Source organism: Pantoea sp. S62 (assembly GCF_016658625.1).
Lineage (GTDB): Bacteria > Pseudomonadota > Gammaproteobacteria > Enterobacterales > Enterobacteriaceae > Pantoea > Pantoea vagans.
Genome location: NZ_JACVVI010000013.1, coordinates 133,391 through 154,129 on the forward strand (window position 1 = coordinate 133,391; position 20,739 = coordinate 154,129).

Annotated in this window: 16 protein-coding genes and 1 other RNA gene; 12 read left to right on the forward strand and 5 right to left on the reverse strand. The window is 55.1% G+C overall.

The genetic code is table 11. The features are described 5' to 3' along the window. Positions 1–6: 6 nt before the first annotated feature. The 8 genes from pheT to IBT54_RS17945 all read left to right on the forward strand — a co-directional run bounded on the left by pheT (position 7) and on the right by IBT54_RS17945 (position 8,309). On the forward strand, positions 7–2,394 hold the full coding sequence (gene pheT / locus IBT54_RS17910; protein WP_195857052.1) for a phenylalanine--tRNA ligase subunit beta: 2,388 nt from the start codon (positions 7–9) through the stop codon (positions 2,392–2,394). Positions 2,395–2,398: 4 nt separating this feature from the next. Then, complete coding sequence (ihfA, locus tag IBT54_RS17915; RefSeq protein ID WP_003853259.1) at positions 2,399–2,701, forward strand: integration host factor subunit alpha; 303 nt, start codon at positions 2,399–2,401, stop codon at positions 2,699–2,701. Positions 2,702–2,880: 179 nt separating this feature from the next. Continuing rightward, positions 2,881–3,864: a vitamin B12 ABC transporter permease BtuC gene (gene btuC / locus IBT54_RS17920; protein WP_201252610.1), complete on the forward strand. Its 984-nt coding sequence runs from the start codon at positions 2,881–2,883 to the stop codon at positions 3,862–3,864. Positions 3,865–3,914: 50 nt separating this feature from the next. Beyond that, on the forward strand, positions 3,915–4,460 hold the full coding sequence (locus IBT54_RS17925; protein WP_013357685.1) for a glutathione peroxidase: 546 nt from the start codon (positions 3,915–3,917) through the stop codon (positions 4,458–4,460). Then, the gene (gene btuD / locus IBT54_RS17930; protein WP_195857051.1) at positions 4,461–5,210 is read left to right on the forward strand and encodes a vitamin B12 ABC transporter ATP-binding protein BtuD; all 750 of its coding nucleotides are present in this window, start codon (positions 4,461–4,463) and stop codon (positions 5,208–5,210) included. Positions 5,211–5,278: 68 nt separating this feature from the next. Next, entirely contained in the window at positions 5,279–5,737 is a 459-nt protein-coding gene (locus tag IBT54_RS17935) for a C40 family peptidase (protein ID WP_013357687.1), read from the forward strand. Positions 5,738–6,031: 294 nt separating this feature from the next. Next, positions 6,032–6,778, forward strand: a complete 747-nt coding sequence (locus IBT54_RS17940; RefSeq protein WP_201252611.1) for an EAL domain-containing protein — start codon at positions 6,032–6,034, stop codon at positions 6,776–6,778. A 79-nt stretch (positions 6,779–6,857) separates the two neighbouring features. Then, a complete protein-coding gene (locus IBT54_RS17945) occupies positions 6,858–8,309 on the forward strand; it encodes a YdiU family protein (RefSeq protein ID WP_201252622.1) in 1,452 nt (483 codons plus the stop codon). A 7-nt stretch (positions 8,310–8,316) separates the two neighbouring features. Here IBT54_RS17945 and IBT54_RS17950 read toward each other — a convergent pair whose 3' ends face one another. Beyond that, the gene (locus tag IBT54_RS17950) at positions 8,317–9,363 is read right to left on the reverse strand and encodes a 3-deoxy-7-phosphoheptulonate synthase (RefSeq protein WP_201252612.1); all 1,047 of its coding nucleotides are present in this window, start codon (positions 9,361–9,363) and stop codon (positions 8,317–8,319) included. A 151-nt stretch (positions 9,364–9,514) separates the two neighbouring features. Beyond that, a complete protein-coding gene (locus IBT54_RS17955) occupies positions 9,515–10,342 on the reverse strand; it encodes a pyruvate, water dikinase regulatory protein (protein ID WP_013357691.1) in 828 nt (275 codons plus the stop codon). 437 nt (positions 10,343–10,779) lie between these two features. On the opposite strand from IBT54_RS17955, the gene ppsA reads away from it, so the two are divergent. Beyond that, a complete protein-coding gene (ppsA, locus tag IBT54_RS17960) occupies positions 10,780–13,161 on the forward strand; it encodes a phosphoenolpyruvate synthase (protein WP_201252613.1) in 2,382 nt (793 codons plus the stop codon). Positions 13,162–13,231: 70 nt separating this feature from the next. Here ppsA and rprA read toward each other — a convergent pair. Then, positions 13,232–13,339: antisense sRNA RprA (gene rprA / locus IBT54_RS17965), an RNA gene on the reverse strand. 291 nt (positions 13,340–13,630) lie between these two features. Beyond that, on the reverse strand, positions 13,631–14,749 hold the full coding sequence (gene ydiK, locus IBT54_RS17970; RefSeq protein WP_013357693.1) for an AI-2E family transporter YdiK: 1,119 nt from the start codon (positions 14,747–14,749) through the stop codon (positions 13,631–13,633). A gap of 205 nt (positions 14,750–14,954) precedes the next feature. On the opposite strand from ydiK, the gene IBT54_RS17975 reads away from it, so the two are divergent. Next, positions 14,955–18,008, forward strand: coding sequence for an FAD-binding and (Fe-S)-binding domain-containing protein (locus IBT54_RS17975; protein WP_201252614.1), 3,054 nt, complete (start codon positions 14,955–14,957; stop codon positions 18,006–18,008). A 33-nt stretch (positions 18,009–18,041) separates the two neighbouring features. Here the strand turns inward: IBT54_RS17975 and IBT54_RS17980 are convergent, their stop codons facing one another. Next, on the reverse strand, positions 18,042–18,446 hold the full coding sequence (locus IBT54_RS17980; RefSeq protein WP_013357695.1) for a hypothetical protein: 405 nt from the start codon (positions 18,444–18,446) through the stop codon (positions 18,042–18,044). Between the two features lie 388 nt (positions 18,447–18,834). On the opposite strand from IBT54_RS17980, the gene sufA reads away from it, so the two are divergent. Beyond that, a complete protein-coding gene (sufA, locus tag IBT54_RS17985) occupies positions 18,835–19,209 on the forward strand; it encodes a Fe-S cluster assembly scaffold SufA (RefSeq protein ID WP_201252615.1) in 375 nt (124 codons plus the stop codon). A 7-nt stretch (positions 19,210–19,216) separates the two neighbouring features. Further along, the gene (gene sufB, locus IBT54_RS17990; protein ID WP_013357696.1) at positions 19,217–20,710 is read left to right on the forward strand and encodes a Fe-S cluster assembly protein SufB; all 1,494 of its coding nucleotides are present in this window, start codon (positions 19,217–19,219) and stop codon (positions 20,708–20,710) included. Positions 20,711–20,739: the final 29 nt, after the last annotated feature.

The window sequence follows — 20,739 nt, forward strand, 5'->3', positions numbered from 1 at the left end:
TATCCAATGAAATTCAGTGAACTCTGGTTACGCGAATGGGTAAATCCAGCCCTGGACAGCGCTGCGCTGTCTGAACAAATCACCATGGCCGGTCTGGAAGTGGACGGCGTTGATGCCGTCGCCGGTGCGTTCCATGGCGTTGTGGTTGGTGAAGTCGTGGAGTGCGGTCAGCACCCCAATGCCGACAAGCTGCGTGTCACCAAAATCAACGTCGGTGGCGATCGCCTGCTGGATATCGTCTGTGGCGCGCCGAACTGCCGTCAGGGACTGAAAGTTGCTGTCGCGACCGTCGGCGCTGTGCTGCCAGGTGATTTCAAAATCAAAGCGGCTAAACTGCGTGGCGAGCCCTCTGAAGGGATGCTCTGCTCGTTCTCCGAGCTGGGTATTTCCGACGATCACAACGGCATCATCGAATTGCCTTCTGACGCGCCCGTTGGCACCGATATCCGCGCGTACCTGCAGCTGGACGACAACACCATTGAAATCAGCGTCACGCCTAACCGCGCCGACTGTCTGGGTCTGATCGGTATCGCCCGTGATGTTGCCGTGCTCAACGGCCTGCCGCTGAAGGTGCCGGAGATGCAGCCGGTCGCGGCGACGCTTAACGACACGTTCCCGATTCAGGTTGACGCGCCAGAAGCCTGTCCGCGCTATCTGGGCCGTGTCGTGAAAGGAATTAACGTTAAGGCAGCTACGCCACTGTGGATGAAAGAGAAGCTGCGTCGCTGCGGCATTCGCTCTATCGATCCTGTCGTCGATATCACCAACTACGTTCTGCTGGAGCTGGGTCAGCCAATGCACGCCTTCGACCTTGACCGTATTGATGGCGGTATCGTGGTGCGCATGGCGAAAGAGGGCGAAAAGCTGACGCTGCTGGATGGCACTGAAGCCACCCTGCAGAGTGATACTTTAGTGATCGCCGATCATCAGAAAGCGCTGGCGATGGCCGGAATCTTTGGTGGCGAACATTCGGGTGTGAACGGCGAAACGCAGAACATCCTGTTCGAGTGTGCGTACTTTGATCCGCTCTCTATCACTGGCCGCGCCCGTCGTCACGGTCTGCATACCGACGCGTCTCATCGCTACGAGCGTGGCGTTGACCCGGCGCTGCAACATACCGCGCTGGAGCGTGCTACCCAACTGCTGCTGTCCATCTGCGGCGGTGAAGCAGGCCCGATCATCGATCAGACCCATCAGGCAGCCCTGCCTGTACCCGCCACGATCACGCTGCGTCGCGAAAAGCTGGACCGTCTGATTGGTCACGTGATTGCGGATGAGCAGGTTACCGACATTCTGACGCGTCTCGGCTGTGACGTGACGGCAGGTGAAGGGCAGTGGCAGGCCGTCGCGCCGAGTTGGCGCTTCGATATGGCCATTGAAGAAGATCTGGTCGAAGAAGTGGCCCGTATTTATGGCTACAACAATATTCCTGATGTACCTGTTCAGGCTGGTCTGGTCATGACCCGTCACCGTGAAGCGAATCTGTCGCTGAAACGCGCGAAAAACCTGCTGGTGGATAAAGGTTATCAGGAAGCGATTACCTATAGCTTCGTCGATCCGAAAATCCAGCAGCTGCTGCATCCGGGTGAAGAGGCGCTGTTACTGCCAAGCCCGATCTCCAGTGATATGTCGACCATGCGTCTGTCACTCTGGACCGGTCTGCTCAGTGCGGTGGTCTATAACCAGAACCGTCAGCAGAGCCGTGTACGTCTGTTCGAGAGCGGCTTACGCTTTGTGCCAGATACACAGGCGGATTTAGGCATCCGTCAGGATCTTATGCTGGCTGGCGTCATCAGCGGCAACCGTGTTGAAGAGCACTGGGATCTGGCGCGTCAGACAGTTGACTTCTATGATTTGAAAGGCGATTTAGAGTCGCTGCTCGATTTAACCGGCAAACTGGATGAGATTAGCTTCCGGGCTGAGGCGAATCCGGCGTTGCATCCAGGACAGAGCGCGGCGATTTATTTGCATGATGAACATATCGGATTTATCGGCGTTGTACATCCTGAGCTGGAACGTAAGCTTGATCTCAATGGCCGCACCTTAGTCTTTGAACTGCTTTGGAATAAGGTCGCAGACCGCGTCCTGCCTGACGCGCGCGAGATTTCTCGCTTCCCGGCGAACCGCCGTGATATTGCCGTTGTAGTGGCTGAAAACGTCCCTGCAGCAGATATCATTGCGGAGTGTAAGAAAGTTGGCGTAAATCAGGTAGTTGGCGTAAACTTGTTTGACGTGTACCGCGGTAAGGGCGTTTCTGAGGGCTACAAGAGCCTCGCAATCAGCCTGATTTTGCAGGATACCAGCCGGACACTCGAAGAAGAGGAGATTGCCGCGACCGTTGGCAAATGCGTTGCGGCATTAAAAGAGCGATTCCAGGCAACCTTGAGGGATTGAACCTATGGCGCTTACAAAAGCTGAGATGTCAGAGTACCTGTTTGAGAAACTCGGGCTGAGCAAACGCGATGCCAAAGAGTTAGTAGAGCTGTTTTTCGAAGAGGTACGTCGCGCTTTGGAAAATGGAGAACAGGTAAAACTGTCTGGGTTTGGTAATTTTGACCTGCGTGACAAGAACCAGCGTCCTGGCAGAAACCCGAAAACGGGTGAAGATATTCCGATTACTGCGCGTCGCGTAGTAACGTTCCGTCCAGGACAGAAGCTGAAAAGCCGCGTAGAGAACGCTACACCCAAAGAGACTGACTGAATTTCAGCGTTTCAAAAAGGCCGCGAAAGCGGCCTTTTTTCATAATGACAGCATGCAGCATTGCCGCTCATCCTATCCTTTAGAGTCCAGGCCATCCCGGCGCAGACCGCCTCATCAGCCTTTCTTTTTTCACCAATCCCTCTACAATCAAATCACTGTTTTCTCAGCTAATCCCGCTTATGTCTCTGCTCGATACGTTCGCGCGCCAGGCCGATCAACGCGGCCAGAAATGGCTGGTTGCGCTCGCCCTTATGCTCTCTGCACTGCTCTGTCTCAGCCTCTGTGCCGGGGACAGCTGGATCGCGCCCTCTGCGTGGTTCAGCGATAGCGGACAGCTCTTTGTCTGGCAGTTGCGGCTGCCCCGCAGTCTGGCGGTCGTCCTGGTGGGGGCGTCGCTGGCGGTATGCGGCGTGGTGATGCAGGCGCTGTTTACCAATCCGCTGGCGGAGCCAGGCCTGCTCGGCGTTTCGAACGGCGCAGGTATCGGCCTGGTGCTCGGCGTGCTGCTGGGCAGCGGCTCGCTGTGGAGTCTGGGGCTGGCGGCGATGGCCGGTGCGCTGATAATTACGCTAATCCTGCTGCATTTTGCCCATCGTCAGCTCTCGGTCACCCGGCTGTTGCTGACCGGCGTGGCGCTGGGGATTATCTGCAGTGCCATCATGACCTGGGCGGTCTACTTCAGCACCAGTCTCGATCTGCGTCAGCTGATGTACTGGATGATGGGCGGATTCAGCGGCATTGACTGGCGCTATGGCTGGATGATGCTGGCACTGCTGCCGGTGATGCTCGCGCTGGGGGCGACCGGGCCGATTCTCAATCTGCTGGCCCTGGGCGAGACGTCCGCCCGTCAGCTCGGGCTGTCACTTTTCTACTGGCGTAACCTGCTGGTACTGGCGATGGGCTGGCTGGTGGGCATCAGCGTCGCGATGGCCGGCGCCATTGGCTTTGTCGGGCTTGTTATCCCGCATCTGCTGCGTCTGAGCGGCATCAGCGATCACCGCTATCTGCTGCCAGCATCGGCGCTGGCGGGCGCGGCGGTGCTTCTGGCCGCCGATATCGTGGCGCGGCTGGCACTGACGTCAGCGGAGTTGCCGATAGGCGTCGTGACGGCGACACTGGGCGCGCCACTGTTTATTATTTTACTGGTGAAATCTTCGCGCTAGCTTCGGCTGGCTACTCTGCATCCACAACCGCATCCATTACAGGAAAAAGCATGAACATTTATGAGACTGAACTGGTTACGCTCGACGGGGAAAAAACCACGCTGTCACAGTGGCAGGGCAAAGTTCTGCTGGTCGTCAACGTTGCCTCGAAATGTGGTCTGACGCCGCAATACGAAGAGCTGGAGAATCTGCAGAAAGCCTGGCAGGATCAGGGCTTCAGCGTCCTCGGTTTCCCCTGCAATCAGTTTCTGGAACAGGAACCGGGCAGCAGTGAGGAGATCAAAACTTTCTGCAGTACCACTTATGGCGTAACGTTCCCGCTGTTTGCCAAAACCGAGGTTAATGGCCCGGCGCGTCATCCGCTCTATGCGCAGCTGATCGCGGCCCGGCCTGACGCGGTGCGTCCGGAAGGCAGCGGTTTTTACGAACGTATGGAGAGTAAAGGGCGCGCGCCGAAAGAGCAGGGCGACATCCTGTGGAACTTTGAAAAGTTCCTGATTGGCCGTGACGGCAGTGTGATCCAGCGTTTTGCACCTGACATGACGCCGGAAGATCCCATCATTCTGGAAACGATTAAACAGGCGCTGGCAAAATAGATGCTGTTGCGCCTGCAACAGGCCGCCGTCCCCGGACGGCTGCTTCCTCTGACCGGCGAGCTTGCCGCCGGTCAGCTGCTGCACATTGCAGGCCCGAACGGAGCCGGTAAAAGCACCTTACTGAGTGTGATTGCCGGACTACAACCTGCCTCCGGCACGGTGCTGCTGGACGAAAAGGCGCTGAGTGACTGGAACGGCGCGGCACTGTCAAGGGGGCGCGGCTGGCTGCCACAGCAGCAGGCCCCACTGAGTCAGATGCCGGTCTGGCACTATCTGCGTCTGCACCTGAAACCGGTGGGGCCACAGGCCGATGCCTGTCTCAGCATGCTGCTGCAGCGGCTTCAGCTGCAGGATAAGTTATCGCGTTCACTAACCCGGCTCTCCGGCGGGGAATGGCAGCGCGTCCGGCTGGCAGCCGTCTGTGCCCAGATCGATCCTTACATCAACCCCTGCGGGCGGCTGCTGATTCTTGATGAGCCGTTGACGGCGCTGGATATCGGGCAGCAAAAAGCGGTGGACGATCTGATTGCGGCGCTGTGCGCGTCGGGTGTTAGTGTTGTCGCCAGCAGTCACGATCTTAACCACAGTCTGCAGCAGGCAGACAGGGTCTGGCTGATGGATAGCGGGCAGGTGATCGCGCAGGGCGAACCTTCAGAGGTTCTGACGCCGCAGCGCCTGACACTGCTCTACCAGATTGCTTTCCGGCAGATTGAACTTGAAGGACGCACGCTGCTGACCGTTCTGCCCTGACACTTGCTACCTGGCGGGCTTTACCGCTACATTATGCCGGTTGCAACTTATGATAAGGACATTTGGCGATGCGCCTGGGTTTGCTGATTTTAGTTCTGCTACTGACGGGATGCAGTCATCACGCCCCGCCGATTAATGGCCGTCTTTCCGATTCAATCACCGTGATAGCGGAACTGAACGATCAGCTCGGTCACTGGCGCGGTACGCCTTATCGTTATGGCGGCATGAGTCGTAACGGCGTTGACTGCTCCGGCTTTGTCTATCTGACCTTCCGCGATAAATTTGCATTGCAACTGCCGCGCACCACCTCAGCCCAAAGCGATATTGGCACCCGCATCAGCAAAGATGAACTGCTGCCAGGCGATCTGGTCTTTTTCAAAACCGGACGCGGTGAAAATGGCCTGCATGTGGGCATCTATGATACCGATAACGCTTTTATCCACGCCTCGACCAGTCAGGGCGTCATTCGCTCCTCACTCGACAATGTCTACTGGCGAAAAGTGTTCTGGCAGGCTCGCCGTATTTAACAGCACCTTCGCGAAATCAGACTTAAGTCCAATTTTAAATAGAGTTAAAACAACGAGTAAAAGTTTTATTTTAAATGAACGTTTAGGACGAGTATTTTAATAAACAGAATAATGGCTGATTTAATTCCACTAATAACCGGTGTTTTATCACTACTATTTGGCTTAAGCGCGATCGGTTGTTGCCAAACGGAAATGGAAGGGTAAAGAAGTTCGTCTCTTCAATGATTTGGCACTATTGCCTGCGGCTGACCATTCCTATACGATATCCCTATCGCCGCATATTCTGGCATTAAAATGAAAATTCATTTCTCGGCCGACTATCAGTCGGAAATCTGGTTTTATCCTGTCTGTGATGTTGATGGACGGTTGACCGCTGTCGAGCTGGTAACGCAGTTTGTGCATGAAAGTGCGCCCATCACCCTGCCTCAGGATCTGCTGCTTCCCCAGCTTGATGAGTCGCAGCAGTTACGTCTGCTGCAAAGCCAGATTGGATTGCTGGAGCAGAATCGCGGATTATTTGAAGCGCATTCCGTGTCAGCTTTTATCCGTATTGATGAAGGCATGGCCCGGACGCTGCTTGCCAGTGAATTAGTCATGCGCAAAATAAAACAGCTGCCTTTCATTCTATTGAATATCACTGAAACGTTTCTGCAACTCAAGCTGGGCAAAAATAATCCGCTGCTGGCGAGCCTGCATGCTGAGTTTAATTTAGCGCTTTCACATTTTGGCGCGGGCAAAACACCCTCTAATGCGGTCTACGATAATTTATTCAGCTGCATCTGTCTCGACAAAGAATTTATTCACTCGCTGGCAAAACGCGCTTCATTTGTGCCATTTATTCAGAGCATTATTGATAATTTCCGCGCCCATTGTGACCGGCTGATTATTTGCGGCATTGATGACGAAGTGCTGTTCGATAAAGTCAGCCAGCTGAATGGTGCCGATTTTCAGGGTGCGCTCTTCCCGGTGGTAAAATCTGACGCACTGCGTTCACTGCTCTGTGCCGACGAGCGCATGCCTTCCTCTCAGCATCCCGGCTGACAGAACCTGTTAATCCCTGCTATCAGCGTTACACTAAAGGACTAACCTACGTATCGCTGAGTATCGCATGGGAGAAACAATGTCCGCAGGCAAGGCCTCTTTTGACAACACCTGGTTCCGTGAGCTGACCGGATGTTATACCGCGCTGAACCCCACGCCGCTGGCAGGCGGACGCCTGCTGTATCACAACGCACCGCTTGCAACCTCAATGGGGCTGGATAGCGCGCTCTTTGAAGGTCACGGTCACGATGTCTGGCACGGTGCGGCACTGCTGCCCGGCATGCAGCCGCTGGCGCAGGTCTACAGTGGCCATCAGTTTGGTGTCTGGGCGGGTCAGCTCGGTGACGGGCGCGGTATCCTGCTGGGTGAACAGCGTCTGGATGATGGCAGCAAACTTGACTGGCATCTCAAGGGGGCAGGCCTGACGCCTTATTCCCGCATGGGCGATGGTCGTGCCGTAATCCGTTCCAGCGTCCGTGAGTTTCTCGCCTCGGAAGCGCTGCACCATCTGGGTATCCCCACCACGCGCGCACTCACTCTGTCGATAGGCGATGAGCCGGTCTACCGCGAAACCACTGAGCGTGGCGCGATGCTGATGCGCATTTCACCGAGCCACCTGCGTTTCGGTCATTTCGAGCATTTCTTTTACAGTCAGCAGCAGGAGAAAGTGCAGCAACTGGCTGACTACGCCATTCGTCATCACTGGCCCCATCTGGAAGAGGAAGCGGACCGCTATCAACAGTGGTTTACCGACATTGTGTTACGCACCGCGCGCCTGATTGCGTTGTGGCAGAGCGTGGGTTTTGCGCATGGCGTCATGAATACTGACAATATGTCGCTCCTTGGCCTGACCATCGACTATGGCCCGTTTGGTTTTCTGGATGATTATCAGCCTGACTTTATCTGTAATCACAGCGACTATCAGGGGCGCTACAGCTTTGAAAATCAGCCGATGATTGGCATGTGGAATCTCAACCGTCTGGCACATGCGCTGTCGGGTCTGCTGACCACTGAGCAGTTGCGGACGGCGCTGAGCGCCTATGAACCTGAACTGATGCGGGTCTGGGGTGAGAGGATGCGGGCAAAACTCGGCCTGCTGACACAACAGAGCAATGACAATCAGATTCTGACCGATCTACTGGCGCTGATGACGCAGGAGCACACTGATTACACCCTGACGTTCCGGCTGCTGAGTGAAACCCAACAGGCTGAAAGCCGTTCAGCGCTGCGCGACGAGTTCATCGATCGTGAGGCGTTTGATGGCTGGTATCAGCGCTACCGCAACCGTCTCGTGGATGAGCAGGTTAGTGATGAAGAACGACAGGCTGTGATGAAGGCGGCTAATCCGGCTGTCATTTTGCGCAACTATCTGGCGCAGCAGGCGATTGAAGAGGCGGAGCGGGGAGAGCAGGGGGCGCTGGCCCGTCTGCATCAGGCGTTACAGCAGCCCTTCAGTGATGAGACAGCCGCTGAGTATCGTCAGCGGCCGCCAGACTGGGGCAAAACCTTAGAGGTGAGCTGCTCCAGCTGATTCAGACTCAGAAGCGGTGAGAAACCGCCTCGGCCAGCAGGGCGAGCACCTTCTCGCTCTCCTGCCAGCCAAGGCAGGGATCGGTAATCGACTGGCCGTAAACCAGCGGTTCACCGCTTACCACTTTCTGATTGCCTTCTTCCAGGAAGCTTTCAATCATTAAACCGGCAACGGCCCGCGATCCTGATTTAATCTGCTCTGCTACCTCTGCCGCCACATCCATCTGACGACGATGCTGCTTCAGACAGTTGCCGTGACTGAAATCGATCACCAGCTGCTCTGGCAGATTAAAGGCCGCCAGACTCTCCGCGGCGGCGGCGACATCGCTGGCGTGATAGTTAGGCTGTTTACCGCCTCGCAGGATCACATGACCATGCGGGTTGCCACTGGTCTGGTAGATAGTCATCTGACCCAGTTTATCCGGCGACAGGAACATGTGGCTGGCGCGTGCGGCGCGAATCGCATCCACCGCGATCTGCACGTTTCCATCGGTGCCGTTTTTAAAGCCGACCGGGCAGGAGAGGGCTGAGGCCATTTCGCGGTGGATCTGGCTTTCGGTGGTACGTGCGCCAATCGCGCCCCAGCTGATGAGGTCAGCAATAAACTGGCCGATCACCATATCCAGAAATTCTGTGGCGGTGGGCAGGCCCAGCGCGTTGATATCAATCAGCAGCTTGCGGGCAATGCCGATACCCCGGTTCACATCGTAGCTGCCATCCAGGTCCGGATCGGAGATTAACCCTTTCCAGCCTACGACGGTGCGTGGCTTCTCGAAGTAGGCACGCATCACAATCTCCAGCCGATCTTCATAGCGGATGCGTAACGCGTTCAGACGCGCAGCATACTCCAGGGCTGCTTTCGGGTCGTGCAGCGAACAGGGCCCGATCACTACCAGCAGGCGCGGATCGTCACCCGTCAATATACGGGCGATACGTTTACGGGCAACGGTGACGTTGTCTGCAATCGCTGGAGAGACAGGATGTTCAGCCGCCAGGCTGGCGGGGGTAATCAGACTACCAATGCGTGCGGTACGCAGTTCGTCGGTTTTGTTCATGAGTTTCTCGAAAACGGTTCTTCGCAGCGGTGAAATACCGGGAAGTGATGGTGGTCACAATAAACCATTAGTCTGCGAATTCAACCCGTGGTTTGATAATGAAATCAAAACCCACGGCAGCGGCGCTTTACATTTTCAACCCGATTCCCCTTCAGTACATACGGCGCGTCAGGCCCATAATGTCGAGAATTTTGGTGGCAATCTCTTCGACCGAGTAGTTAGTGCTGTTGAGATAGCGGATCTGATGGGTGCGAAACAGCGCTTCGACTTCGCCTACTTCCAGCCGGCACTGGCGCATTGAGGCGTAGCGGGTATTTTCCGCCCGTTCCTGCCGTATTGCTGCCAGCCGTTCCGGATCGATGGTCAGCCCGAACAGTTTATTCTGATGGGCGCGCAGCGCGGGCGGCAGTTTAAGATTATCCATATCGTCGGCAATAAAGGGGTAGTTGGCGGCACGAATACCAAACTGCATTGCGAGATAGAGGCTGGTGGGTGTTTTGCCACAGCGCGAGACGCCTAACAGGATAACCTGCGCATCTTCCAGCCCGCGCAGCGAGATGCCGTCATCATGCGCCAGGGCGTAATCGATCGCCGCAATACGTGCGTCATATTTCCCCAGATTACTGGCGTCCAGTCCGTGGGTGCGGTGTGCCACCGGCGCAGGCGATAAGCCCAGCTCCTGCTGAAGGGGAGCCACCAGCGCCTGCACGATATCCTGACAAAAACCCTCACTCTGCACGATAATGTCGCGCACCTCTGGCGTGACAATGGAGAAGAACACCAGCGGCCGCACGCCGCTCTGCTGATAGAGCGCGTTAATCTGGGCTTTAACCGCCAGCGCCCGCTGGACGTTTTCCACAAATGGCAACGTCAGGCTGGTGATATTGACTGGAAACTGCGACAGCACCGCATGGCCCAGGACTTCAGCTGTAATCGCTGTGCCATCGGAGATATAAAAAACGCTTCTGTCAGTTGTCATAATGAATTCAGCCTCAGCCAGGAGTGAGCCATCAGCATGAGCGATGCGACTTAATAAATCATCTCTGATTTTAATTTCTGGAATGTCTGTCCGGATTATTTGTCTGCAGTTTCATCACGCTAATAAAAATGAAAAGGCGTTTCGAGTCGCCGGAATTCTTTTCAAACCGCGAACGGGCCACAAATAGCCCTGCGTCTGTTGCGCAACAAAAAGGAATGCTTAAGTGGCTGAAAATGTGACATTTCCTGTCAAATCAATCAGTTAGATAAAAATAGCGACTTTGCGCAACAGCATAATAATCCGCTCACAATTCCGAAACTGCGGCTGAAATTCTGCTTTAACGATTCAACAGATCGTTATTGATGGGGTGATATGCCAGGCTGAAAAAAGCTCACTCTCTGTGTCCATTCATTGATAATTGATAAAGGATAAGCGCGATGTCCACTCAGGAACAGCCATTGGTGCTCTGGTATAACCAGCTTGGTATGCATGATGTTGATCGGGTAGGCGGTAAAAACGCCTCTTTAGGTGAAATGATAACGAATCTGTCGTCGCTGGGCGTTTCCGTGCCAAATGGTTTTGCGACCACGTCGTACGCCTTTAACCTGTTTCTCGATCAAAGCGGGCTGAACCAGCGAATTTATGCGCTGCTGGATGAGACGGATATTGATGATGTTGATGCGCTGGCAAAAGCGGGTAAACAGATTCGTCAGTGGGTGGTGGAAACGCCGTTTCTGCCGGAACTGGAGTCCGCCATTCTGGACGCTTATCAGCAACTCTCTGCCGATGATGCGGCCGCGTCGTTTGCCGTCCGCTCCTCTGCCACCGCCGAAGATATGCCCGACGCCTCCTTTGCCGGCCAGCAGGAAACCTTCCTGAATGTGCAGGGCATCGACGCCGTGATGGTGGCGGTCAAGCATGTCTTTGCTTCACTGTTTAATGACCGTGCTATCTCCTACCGCGTGCACCAGGGCTACGACCATCGTGGCGTGGCGCTCTCTGCCGGCATACAGCGCATGGTGCGTTCGGACCTGGCCTCGTCAGGTGTGATGTTCACCATTGATACCGAATCCGGCTTTGATCAGGTGGTCTTCATCACCGCCGCCCTGGGACTGGGTGAGATGGTGGTGCAGGGCGCTGTTAACCCGGATGAGTTCTATGTTCACAAGCCAACACTGGCGGCGGATCGTCCCTCTATCGTGCGTCGCAATATGGGCTCGAAAAAGGTGCGCATGGTGTATGCCGATTCTCAGGCGCATGGCGAACAGGTACGCATCGAAGATGTGCCTGAGGCCGAACGCGACCGATTCTGCCTGAACGATGAGGAAGTGCAGGCGCTGGCGAAGCAGGCAGTGCTGATTGAACAGCACTATCAGCGGCCGATGGATATTGAGTGGGCGAAAGATGGACACACCGGCAAACTGTTCATTGTTCAGGCGCGTCCTGAAACCGTGCGCTCAAATGGCCAGGTAATGGAGCGTTATACGCTGCAGGGTCAGGGCAGCGTCGTCGTTGAAGGGCGTGCCATCGGTCATCGTATCGGCGCAGGCGTGGTGAAGGTCATCCACGATATCAGCGAAATGAACCGCATTGAAAAAGGCGATGTGCTGGTGACGGACATGACCGACCCGGACTGGGAACCGATCATGAAAAAGGCGTCAGCCATTGTCACTAATCGTGGCGGACGAACCTGCCATGCGGCGATCATCGCGCGTGAATTGGGTATTCCGGCGGTAGTAGGTTGTGGCGACGCCACCGATCGGCTGAGAGAGGGCCATCAGGTCACCGTCTCCTGCGCCGAGGGCGACACCGGCTACGTCTATGATCAGCTGCTCGACTTCGACGTCACCAGTTCGCAGGTCGATTCGCTGCCTGAGCTGCCGCTGAAGATTATGATGAACGTAGGTAACCCCGATCGTGCTTTTGATTTCGCCTGTCTGCCGAACGAAGGTGTTGGCCTGGCGCGGCTGGAATTTATTATTAACCGAATGATTGGCGTTCACCCGAAAGCGCTGCTTGAATTTGAACAGCAGACGCCGGAACTGCAGCAGCAGATCCGTAAAATGATGAAAGGATTTGATAATCCGGTGGAGTTTTACATCGCTCGCCTGACGGAGGGAATTGCCACGCTTGGTGCGGCATTTGCACCGAAACGCGTAATTGTCCGACTTTCCGATTTTAAAACCAATGAATATGCCAACCTCGTTGGCGGCGAACGCTATGAGCCGGAAGAAGAAAACCCGATGCTCGGATTCCGTGGCGCAGGTCGCTATGTGGCGGATAACTTCCGCGACTGCTTTGCGCTGGAGTGTGAAGCGGTAAAGCGCGTTCGCAACGAGATGGGTCTTACTAACGTCGAAATCATGGTGCCGTTTGTGCGCACGGTGGATCAGGCGCAGGCCGTGGTGGAAGAGCTGGCCCGTCAGGGCCTGAAGCGCGGTGAGAACGGGCTGAAGATCATCATGATGTGCGAGATCCCGTCAAATGCGCTGCTGGCAGAGCAGTTCCTGCAGCACTTTGATGGCTTCTCAATCGGCTCCAACGACATGACCCAGCTGACGCTGGGGCTGGATCGCGATTCCGGCGTCGTCTCCGCGCTGTTTGACGAACGTAACGAAGCCGTGAAAGCCCTGCTCTCCATGGCGATCAGGGCCGCGAAGCAGCAGGGTAAATATGTCGGCATCTGTGGTCAGGGGCCGTCCGATCATCAGGATTTTGCCGCATGGCTGATGGAAGAGGGCATTGATAGCCTGTCGCTGAACCCGGACACTGTAGTGGAAACGTGGGTGAGTCTGGCACAGTTAAACAAAACCGCCTGACGACGCTTACAGAAATGATGAAAGGCCCGCACTGCGGGCCTTTTTCTGTTTATAGCTGGTCATATTCAGGCAAAAAAAAAGCCCATCACAGGGGATGGGCAAAGACTACACACAGCAATTCTTTACTCTACTCAGGGGAATCAGGTTGTCTGAAAATCATTAGCTTGATTTCGAACATAGGAAACATGTTATTCATACCGCTGGCTGGCGTCTTTAAGAATCCTCTTATTAGTTAAAGCCGATAATCTTTTGTCACCTTTACTTCGCCGTTTGACTTAAGAAACAGTGCAGAAAGTAATCTTTTTTAGGCCAGAAAGGTCAAATAAAGGCCAAAGATGGCTTTTTTCTTAAAAATCGCTAATGGAAAACAAAATCTGGCGAGTCTCTGAGAAGGGGTGCGGCTAATCATCATTAACCGCACTAATCAATGCTCACAGGATAGAGTGACACAGCGTGTCATTGCTGTGAATCAGACGGCTGGTGGGGTACCCTCATGATCGGCCAGGGCTTCAGCCACGGCCAGTGGGTCATTATCGGGAGCTGGCGCTTCATGAACCCAGACGGAAACCAGACGGTAGGAAACAGCCAGCACCACTGGCCCGATAAACAGACCAATCATGCCGAAGGCAAACAGGCCACCTATTACGCCAGAGAGGATCAGGATCATCGGCAGGTCTGCACCCATCCGGATTAACATCGGACGCAGGACGTTATCCATCGTGCCCACCACACAACTCCAGACCAGCAGCACGGTTCCCCAGGTGGTATCGCCGCTCCAGTAGAGATAGATAATAGCCGGGACCAGCACCAGAAGCGGGCCGAGCTGAACCAGACAGCAGAGGATCATCAGCACCGTTAACAGCGTGGCATAGGGGATACCGGAGATCGCCAGACCGATACCGCCCAGCACGCCCTGCACCAGCGCCGTCACCACCACGCCAAGCGCCACGGCACGAATGGACTGTGCCGCCAGCAGCACGGCGGCATCACCGCGTCGTCCCGCCATGCGGAAAGCAAAATGACGAATGCCCTGTGCAGCCTGCTCGCCGCGCCAGTAAAGCAGCACACTGAACAGCAACATCACGCCCAGATGGATCATAAAGCGGCCGAAATGACCGGCCTGCGCGACAAAAAAGCCGGTAGTACGGCCAATGTAGGGCTGGATTTTAGCCATGATGCCGGCACCGCCGCTCGCCACCAGCGTGTCATAACTGACATAAAGCTTTTTGCCGACCATCGGCACATCCCTGAGCCACAGCAACTGCGGCATCGTATGCCCCTGGGTAACCCAGGCGATGACCGGGGCACTGTTATCGATCAGGCTGCTGACCAGCAGTGCGATAGGGATGATAAACAGCAGCAACAGCAGCATGGTCATCACGATCACCGCCAGCGAACGGCGTCCCCACAACAGGCGCTGGAATTTCAGCATCAATGGCCAGGTCGCAATTACCACCATGCTGGCCCAGGCAAAGCCCAGAATAAACGGCTGCACCACCCATAAACAGGCGACAATCAGCAGCAGAATGAACATCAGGGTAAAGAGTATTTGCGGTAAATCCATATCCCGGTACTGGCTTTTCATCATTGACTCATAACCTCGTCTTAATCCTTCATTTCAGGGCATTCGGATGCCCGTTTTTATCATGATCTATTTGCCAGGGTTTAAACAGCGTCGCGGAGAAAGGTTTTTGTCTTTTCTGAAAAAAGGGCAGCCGCAGAAAAAATATGATAAAACGAGAAATCGCTCACGTATAAACGCAAACGTTTACAACACCTTCGGTCAGACAATCATGATCCCACAGATTTCGCAGGCACCGGGCCTCGTTCAACTGGTGCTGACGTTCCTTGAGTCGCTGAAAGAGCAGGGTTTTACCGGCGACATGGCGACCAGCTATGCCGATCGTCTTTCACTCTCCACCGATAACAGCATCTATCAATTGTTGCCCGACGCGGCGCTCTTTCCGCGTTCGACGGCGGACGTTGCGCTGCTCGCCCGCGTGGCCGGAGAAGCACGCTTTGCCAGCCTGGTATTTACCCCGCGCGGCGGCGGCACTGGCACTAACGGTCAGTCACTGAATCAGGGCATTGTGGTGGACATGTCGCGCTACATGAACCGCATCCTGGAGATCAATACCGATGAGGGCTGGGTGCGGGTCGAAGCTGGCGTCATCAAAGATCAGCTGAATGCCTGGCTGAAGCCTTTCGGCTTTTTCTTTTCGCCTGAACTGTCCACCAGTAACCGCGCCACGCTGGGCGGCATGATCAATACCGACGCGTCGGGTCAGGGTTCGCTGGTCTATGGTAAAACCTCAGACCATGTACTGGGCCTGCGCGCCGTGCTGCTGGGCGGCGATATTCTTGATACGCGACCAATGGCCACCGCGCTGGCTGAAACGCTGGCGCAGACGGCAACCCCCGAAGGCCGTATTTATCAGCAGGTGCTGACGCGCTGCCGCGAGCACCGGGATCTGATTCTGGAAAAGTTTCCCAGGCTGAATCGCTTCCTTACCGGGTACGACCTGCGCCACGTCTTCAGCGACGATATGCAAACCTTCGACCTGACGCGCCTGCTCTGTGGTGCCGAGGGCACGCTGGCTTTTGTTACTGAGGCACGTCTCGATATCACCCCGCTGCCGAAAGTGCGGCGGCTGGTAAACATTAAATATGACTCCTTCGATTCCGCCCTGCGTAACGCACCCTTTATGGTGGACGCGCAGGCGCTGTCAGTTGAGACCGTTGACTCCAAAGTGCTGAACCTGGCGCGGGAAGATATCGTGTGGCACTCGGTGCGTGAAATGATTGCTGACGTACCCGATAAAGAGATGCTGGGTCTGAACATCGTTGAGTTCGCCGGTGACAATGCCGCACTCATCGATCAGCAGATCGAAAAACTCTGTGCCCGGCTTGATGCGCTGATGCAGCAGCAGCAGGGCGGCGTGATTGGCTATCAGTTCTGTAACGATCTGGCGGGCATTGAGCGCATCTATAACATGCGTAAAAAAGCGGTGGGCCTGCTGGGAAATGCGAAAGGCCGGGCTAAACCAATTCCGTTTGTCGAAGATACCGCTGTTCCGCCGGAAAAACTGGCGGACTACATTGTCGAGTTTCGCGCGCTGCTTGACAGCCACGGCCTGAGCTACGGCATGTTTGGTCACGTCGATGCTGGCGTCCTGCACGTGCGTCCGGCGCTGGATATGTGTGATCCGCAGCAGGAGATGATGATGAAACAGATCTCCGACGAAGTGGTGGCGCTGACCGCGCGCTATGGCGGCCTGCTGTGGGGTGAACATGGTAAAGGGTTCCGCGCCCAGTACAGTCCGGCATTCTTCGGCGAGACGCTTTTTAATGAGTTGCGCCGCATCAAAGCGGCCTTTGACCCGCTTAACCGCCTGAATCCGGGTAAAATCTGTACGCCCTTTAACAGCAACGACGAAATGATGCAGGTCGATGCGGTGAAGCGCGGAACATACGATCGGCAGATTCCGTTAACGGTCCGGGATGAATGGCGTGGAGCGATGGAGTGTAACGGCAACGGGTTATGTTTCAATTTTGATGCCCGCAGCCCGATGTGCCCGTCAATGAAGATCACCCGCAACCGTATTCACTCGCCAAAAGGGCGGGCAACGCTGACGCGGGAGTGGCTGCGACTTCTGGCCGGGCAGGGCGTCGATCCGCTGGCACTGGAAAAGCAGCTGCCGGAAAACAGCCTGTCGCTACGCGGGCTGATCGCCCGTACCCGCAACAGCTGGCACGCCAGTAAAGGGGAGTATGACTTCTCGCACGAGGTGAAAGAGGCGATGTCCGGCTGTCTGGCCTGTAAAGCCTGCTCCACCCAGTGTCCGATTAAAATTGACGTGCCCGCATTCCGCTCGCGCTTTCTGCAGCTCTATCACACCCGTTATCTGCGCCCGGTCAGCGATCACCTGGTGGCGGCGGTCGAAGGCTATGCGCCTCTGATGGCGAAGGCGCCAAAAATATTTAACTTTTTCCTGCGCCAGCCGTGGGTGAAAGAGTTAAGCAAAACACATATCGGCATGGTCGATCTGCCGCTGCTTTCGTCTCCTAACCTGAAACAGCAGCTCAGTGGCCATCCCGCCATGAACATGACGCTGGAACAACTGGAAGGACTGTCAGCCACGGAGCGCGCCAGCTGTGTGCTGGTGGTACAGGATCCCTTTACCAGCTTCTATGAGGCACAGCTGGTTAACGATTTTGTCAGGCTGATTGAGAAGCTGGGGCATCGCCCGGTGCTGCTGCCTTTCTCGCCAAACGGTAAAGCGCAGCACGTGAAAGGCTTCCTGCAACGTTTCGCCCGCACGGCAGCCCGTACCGCCGATTTTCTTAATCGGGTCGCCAAACTGGAACTGCCGATGGTGGGCGTCGATCCGGCTACCGTGCTCTGCTATCGCGATGAGTATCGTCAGACGCTGGGTGAATCGCGCGGCGACTTTAGCGTATTGCTGGTGCATGAATGGTTAGAGCGTGCTGTGGCAGAACGTGAGGTGCAGGCCACGGGCGGGGAGTCCTGGTATCTGTTTGCGCACTGCACCGAGGTAACCGCGCTGCCTTCAGCGCCCACCCAGTGGCAGGCGATTTTCTCCCGTTTTGGCGCAAAGCTGGAGAACATCAATGTAGGTTGCTGCGGCATGGCGGGCACGTATGGGCACGAAAGTCAGAACCTCGAAAACTCGCTGGGGATCTATGCGCTCTCCTGGCATCCGCAGCTTCAGCGACTGCCGCGCCAGCGCTGTCTGGCCACCGGCTATTCATGCCGCAGCCAGGTCAAGCGTGTGGAAGGCAACGGCATGCGCCATCCGCTTCAGGCATTGTTAACGCTAATGTAAAAAAATTGTGCGCGACGTCACGCCGTGGCTGGATTAGAATATCCAGCCAGCGTGACGCACGAAGTCACTTTGCAGCACGGTGGCTTTGTTCCACTCTCCGACCATAGCCAGTTGATGGCAGAGGCGGGTCAGGGACAATCGCGCCAGTTGATAGGCCTGAAGGCGAAACAGGCGATCGCGATCGTTGTTTCCCATCTCCTGCACCAGCCGGTGATGCAGTTTACCCATCGCATGAAGGTAACTCTGGTCGTCACCGTTCAACTGGCAGACTTCTGCCATATCCTGACAGGCATCGTTAAACTGACGCAGCTGATGAATCGTGCAGTCGGCCCGGTCGAGTTTTGCCTGCGCCATATAAAAGTCGACGGTGATATCACGCACCGAAAACTGGTATTCGTCGATTTTATGCTGCAGCCAGGCGGAGACAGAAAGCATCATGGCGTCACCCTGAATGTTAATGATAATAATTATCATATTCATCCATGCCGGGATTGCAATTGCAGGACAGAAAAATTTATCGATTTATCCTGCCTGTCGGTATAATCGGAAATAACAATCTGTTTACATCGGAGAAAGGCGTAACCTATCAATAAGCATTTTTATCAAAAATGGTTATTTCAAATAGAGTGATTTATTAATAGGTTATCACTGGCTTATTGAGGCTGACTCTGTTCACGCAGGATGAACGGAAGCAGCTATGCTTAATAATTGAGCAAATAAAACAGCACAAGATGATTATCCCTGCAAAACAAGAGGTTGAAGTGATTGGTCAGATCACTACCATAGGGGGATAGCCTGAAAAGGTCCGGACTCAAGAGGTATCAACATGGCATCTGTTAATACAGACTCTTTCTCACCCGACGATTTTGTCTGGAAAGGTCTGACGCTGACTGAAACCGCAGCGCAACAAATTCTCAATCTGGCGGCTCAGGACCCTGACGTCAAGGGTCTGCGTCTGGGCGTAAAACAATCCGGCTGTGCCGGGTTCGGCTACGTCATGGATCTGGTGAAAGAACCCGTCGAAGACGATCTGCAGTTCTCACTCCACGGCGCAACACTGTTTGTGCCGCTACAGGCGATGCCATTCGTTGATGGCACTGAACTGGATTATGTTCGTGAAGGCCTGAATCAGATTTTTAAATTCAATAACCCTAAAGCTCAGCACGCCTGCGGGTGCGGTGAGAGCTTTGGCGTCGAGTAAGTGAAATATGTCACGACACAGCGAAACATCTGACGATGTACAAATCTGGGAAGGCAAGCTCAACTACAAAGAGGGCTTCTTTACCCAACTGCAGACCGAAGAATTTGCCAACGGCATCAATGAAGATGTGGTGCGGGCGATCTCGGCCAAGCGTAACGAGCCAGAGTGGATGCTGGAGTTTCGTCTTAAAGCGTTTCGTGCCTGGCTTGAAATGGAAGAGCCACACTGGCTGAAAGCCCACTACGAAAAACTCGACTATCAGGATTACAGCTACTACTCCGCGCCCTCCTGCGGTAACTGCGATGACACCTGTGCCTCAGAGCCGGGTGTGACCCAGGCTTCCGGCAGCGCGCCAGCCAGCGACTACCTGACGCAGGAAGTGGAGAACGCCTTTAATCAGCTGGGTGTGCCTGTACGTGAAGGGCGGGAAGTGGCGGTTGACGCCATTTTTGACTCCGTTTCTGTGGCAACCACCTATCGCGGCAAGCTGGCGGAGCAGGGGATTATCTTCTGTTCATTCGGCGAAGCGATTCAGGAACACCCGGAGCTGGTGAAGCAGTATCTCGGTACGGTGGTTCCGGCTAACGATAATTTCTTTGCGGCACTGAACTCGGCGGTCGCCTCTGACGGCACCTTCGTTTATATCCCGAAAGGGGTTCGCTGCCCGATGGAGCTGTCGACCTATTTCCGCATCAACGCGGCGAAAACTGGTCAGTTTGAACGCACCATCCTGATTGCCGATGAAGACAGCTACGTCAGCTATATCGAAGGTTGTTCAGCCCCCGTGCGTGACAGCTATCAGCTGCATGCCGCCGTGGTGGAAGTGATCATCCATAAAAATGCTGAAGTGAAATATTCGACCGTTCAGAACTGGTTCCCTGGCGGCGAAGGCGAGGGCGGTATCCTCAACTTCGTGACCAAGCGTGCGCTGTGTGAAGGTGACCACAGCAAGATGTCCTGGACCCAGTCTGAAACCGGTTCAGCGATCACCTGGAAATACCCGAGCTGCATTCTGCGCGGGGACTACTCGGTAGGTGAGTTCTATTCGGTGGCACTGACCAGCGGTCGTCAGCAGGCCGATACCGGCACCAAGATGATCCATATTGGTAAAAACACCAAATCGACCATTATCTCTAAAGGGATTTCGGCCGGTAAAAGTCAGAACACTTATCGTGGTCTGGTGAAAATCATGCCAACTGCCACCAATGCCCGTAACTTTACGCAGTGTGACTCAATGCTGATTGGCCCTGATTGCGGCGCACATACCTTCCCGTATGTCGAAACCCGCAACAATACCGCCCAGCTTGAGCATGAAGCCACGACCTCACGTATCGGCGAAGATCAGATGTTCTACTGTCTGCAACGCGGTATCAGTGAAGAAGACGCCATCTCGATGATCGTGAACGGCTTCTGTAAAGACGTATTCTCGGAGCTGCCACTGGAATTTGCTGTGGAAGCCCAGAAATTGTTAGCCATCAGCCTTGAGCACAGTGTGGGCTGATGCCGTCACACGCCTTGCCGGAAGCAATG

Coding starts and splice junctions, on each gene's coding strand:
- pheT (WP_195857052.1), top strand. CDS start 7: ATGAAATTCAGTGAACTCTGGTTACGCGAATGGGTAAATCCAGCCCTG.
- IBT54_RS17925 (WP_013357685.1), top strand. CDS start 3,915: ATGAACATTTATGAGACTGAACTGGTTACGCTCGACGGGGAAAAAACC.
- IBT54_RS17945 (WP_201252622.1), top strand. CDS start 6,858: ATGTCCGCAGGCAAGGCCTCTTTTGACAACACCTGGTTCCGTGAGCTG.
- IBT54_RS17975 (WP_201252614.1), top strand. CDS start 14,955: ATGATCCCACAGATTTCGCAGGCACCGGGCCTCGTTCAACTGGTGCTG.
- IBT54_RS17940 (WP_201252611.1), top strand. CDS start 6,032: ATGAAAATTCATTTCTCGGCCGACTATCAGTCGGAAATCTGGTTTTAT.
- IBT54_RS17935 (WP_013357687.1), top strand. CDS start 5,279: ATGCGCCTGGGTTTGCTGATTTTAGTTCTGCTACTGACGGGATGCAGT.
- IBT54_RS17950 (WP_201252612.1), bottom strand. CDS start 9,363: ATGAACAAAACCGACGAACTGCGTACCGCACGCATTGGTAGTCTGATT.
- ydiK (WP_013357693.1), bottom strand. CDS start 14,749: ATGATGAAAAGCCAGTACCGGGATATGGATTTACCGCAAATACTCTTT.
- sufB (WP_013357696.1), top strand. CDS start 19,217: ATGTCACGACACAGCGAAACATCTGACGATGTACAAATCTGGGAAGGC.
- ppsA (WP_201252613.1), top strand. CDS start 10,780: ATGTCCACTCAGGAACAGCCATTGGTGCTCTGGTATAACCAGCTTGGT.
- IBT54_RS17955 (WP_013357691.1), bottom strand. CDS start 10,342: ATGACAACTGACAGAAGCGTTTTTTATATCTCCGATGGCACAGCGATT.
- ihfA (WP_003853259.1), top strand. CDS start 2,399: ATGGCGCTTACAAAAGCTGAGATGTCAGAGTACCTGTTTGAGAAACTC.
- btuC (WP_201252610.1), top strand. CDS start 2,881: ATGTCTCTGCTCGATACGTTCGCGCGCCAGGCCGATCAACGCGGCCAG.
- sufA (WP_201252615.1), top strand. CDS start 18,835: ATGGCATCTGTTAATACAGACTCTTTCTCACCCGACGATTTTGTCTGG.
- IBT54_RS17980 (WP_013357695.1), bottom strand. CDS start 18,446: ATGATGCTTTCTGTCTCCGCCTGGCTGCAGCATAAAATCGACGAATAC.
- btuD (WP_195857051.1), top strand. CDS start 4,461: ATGCTGTTGCGCCTGCAACAGGCCGCCGTCCCCGGACGGCTGCTTCCT.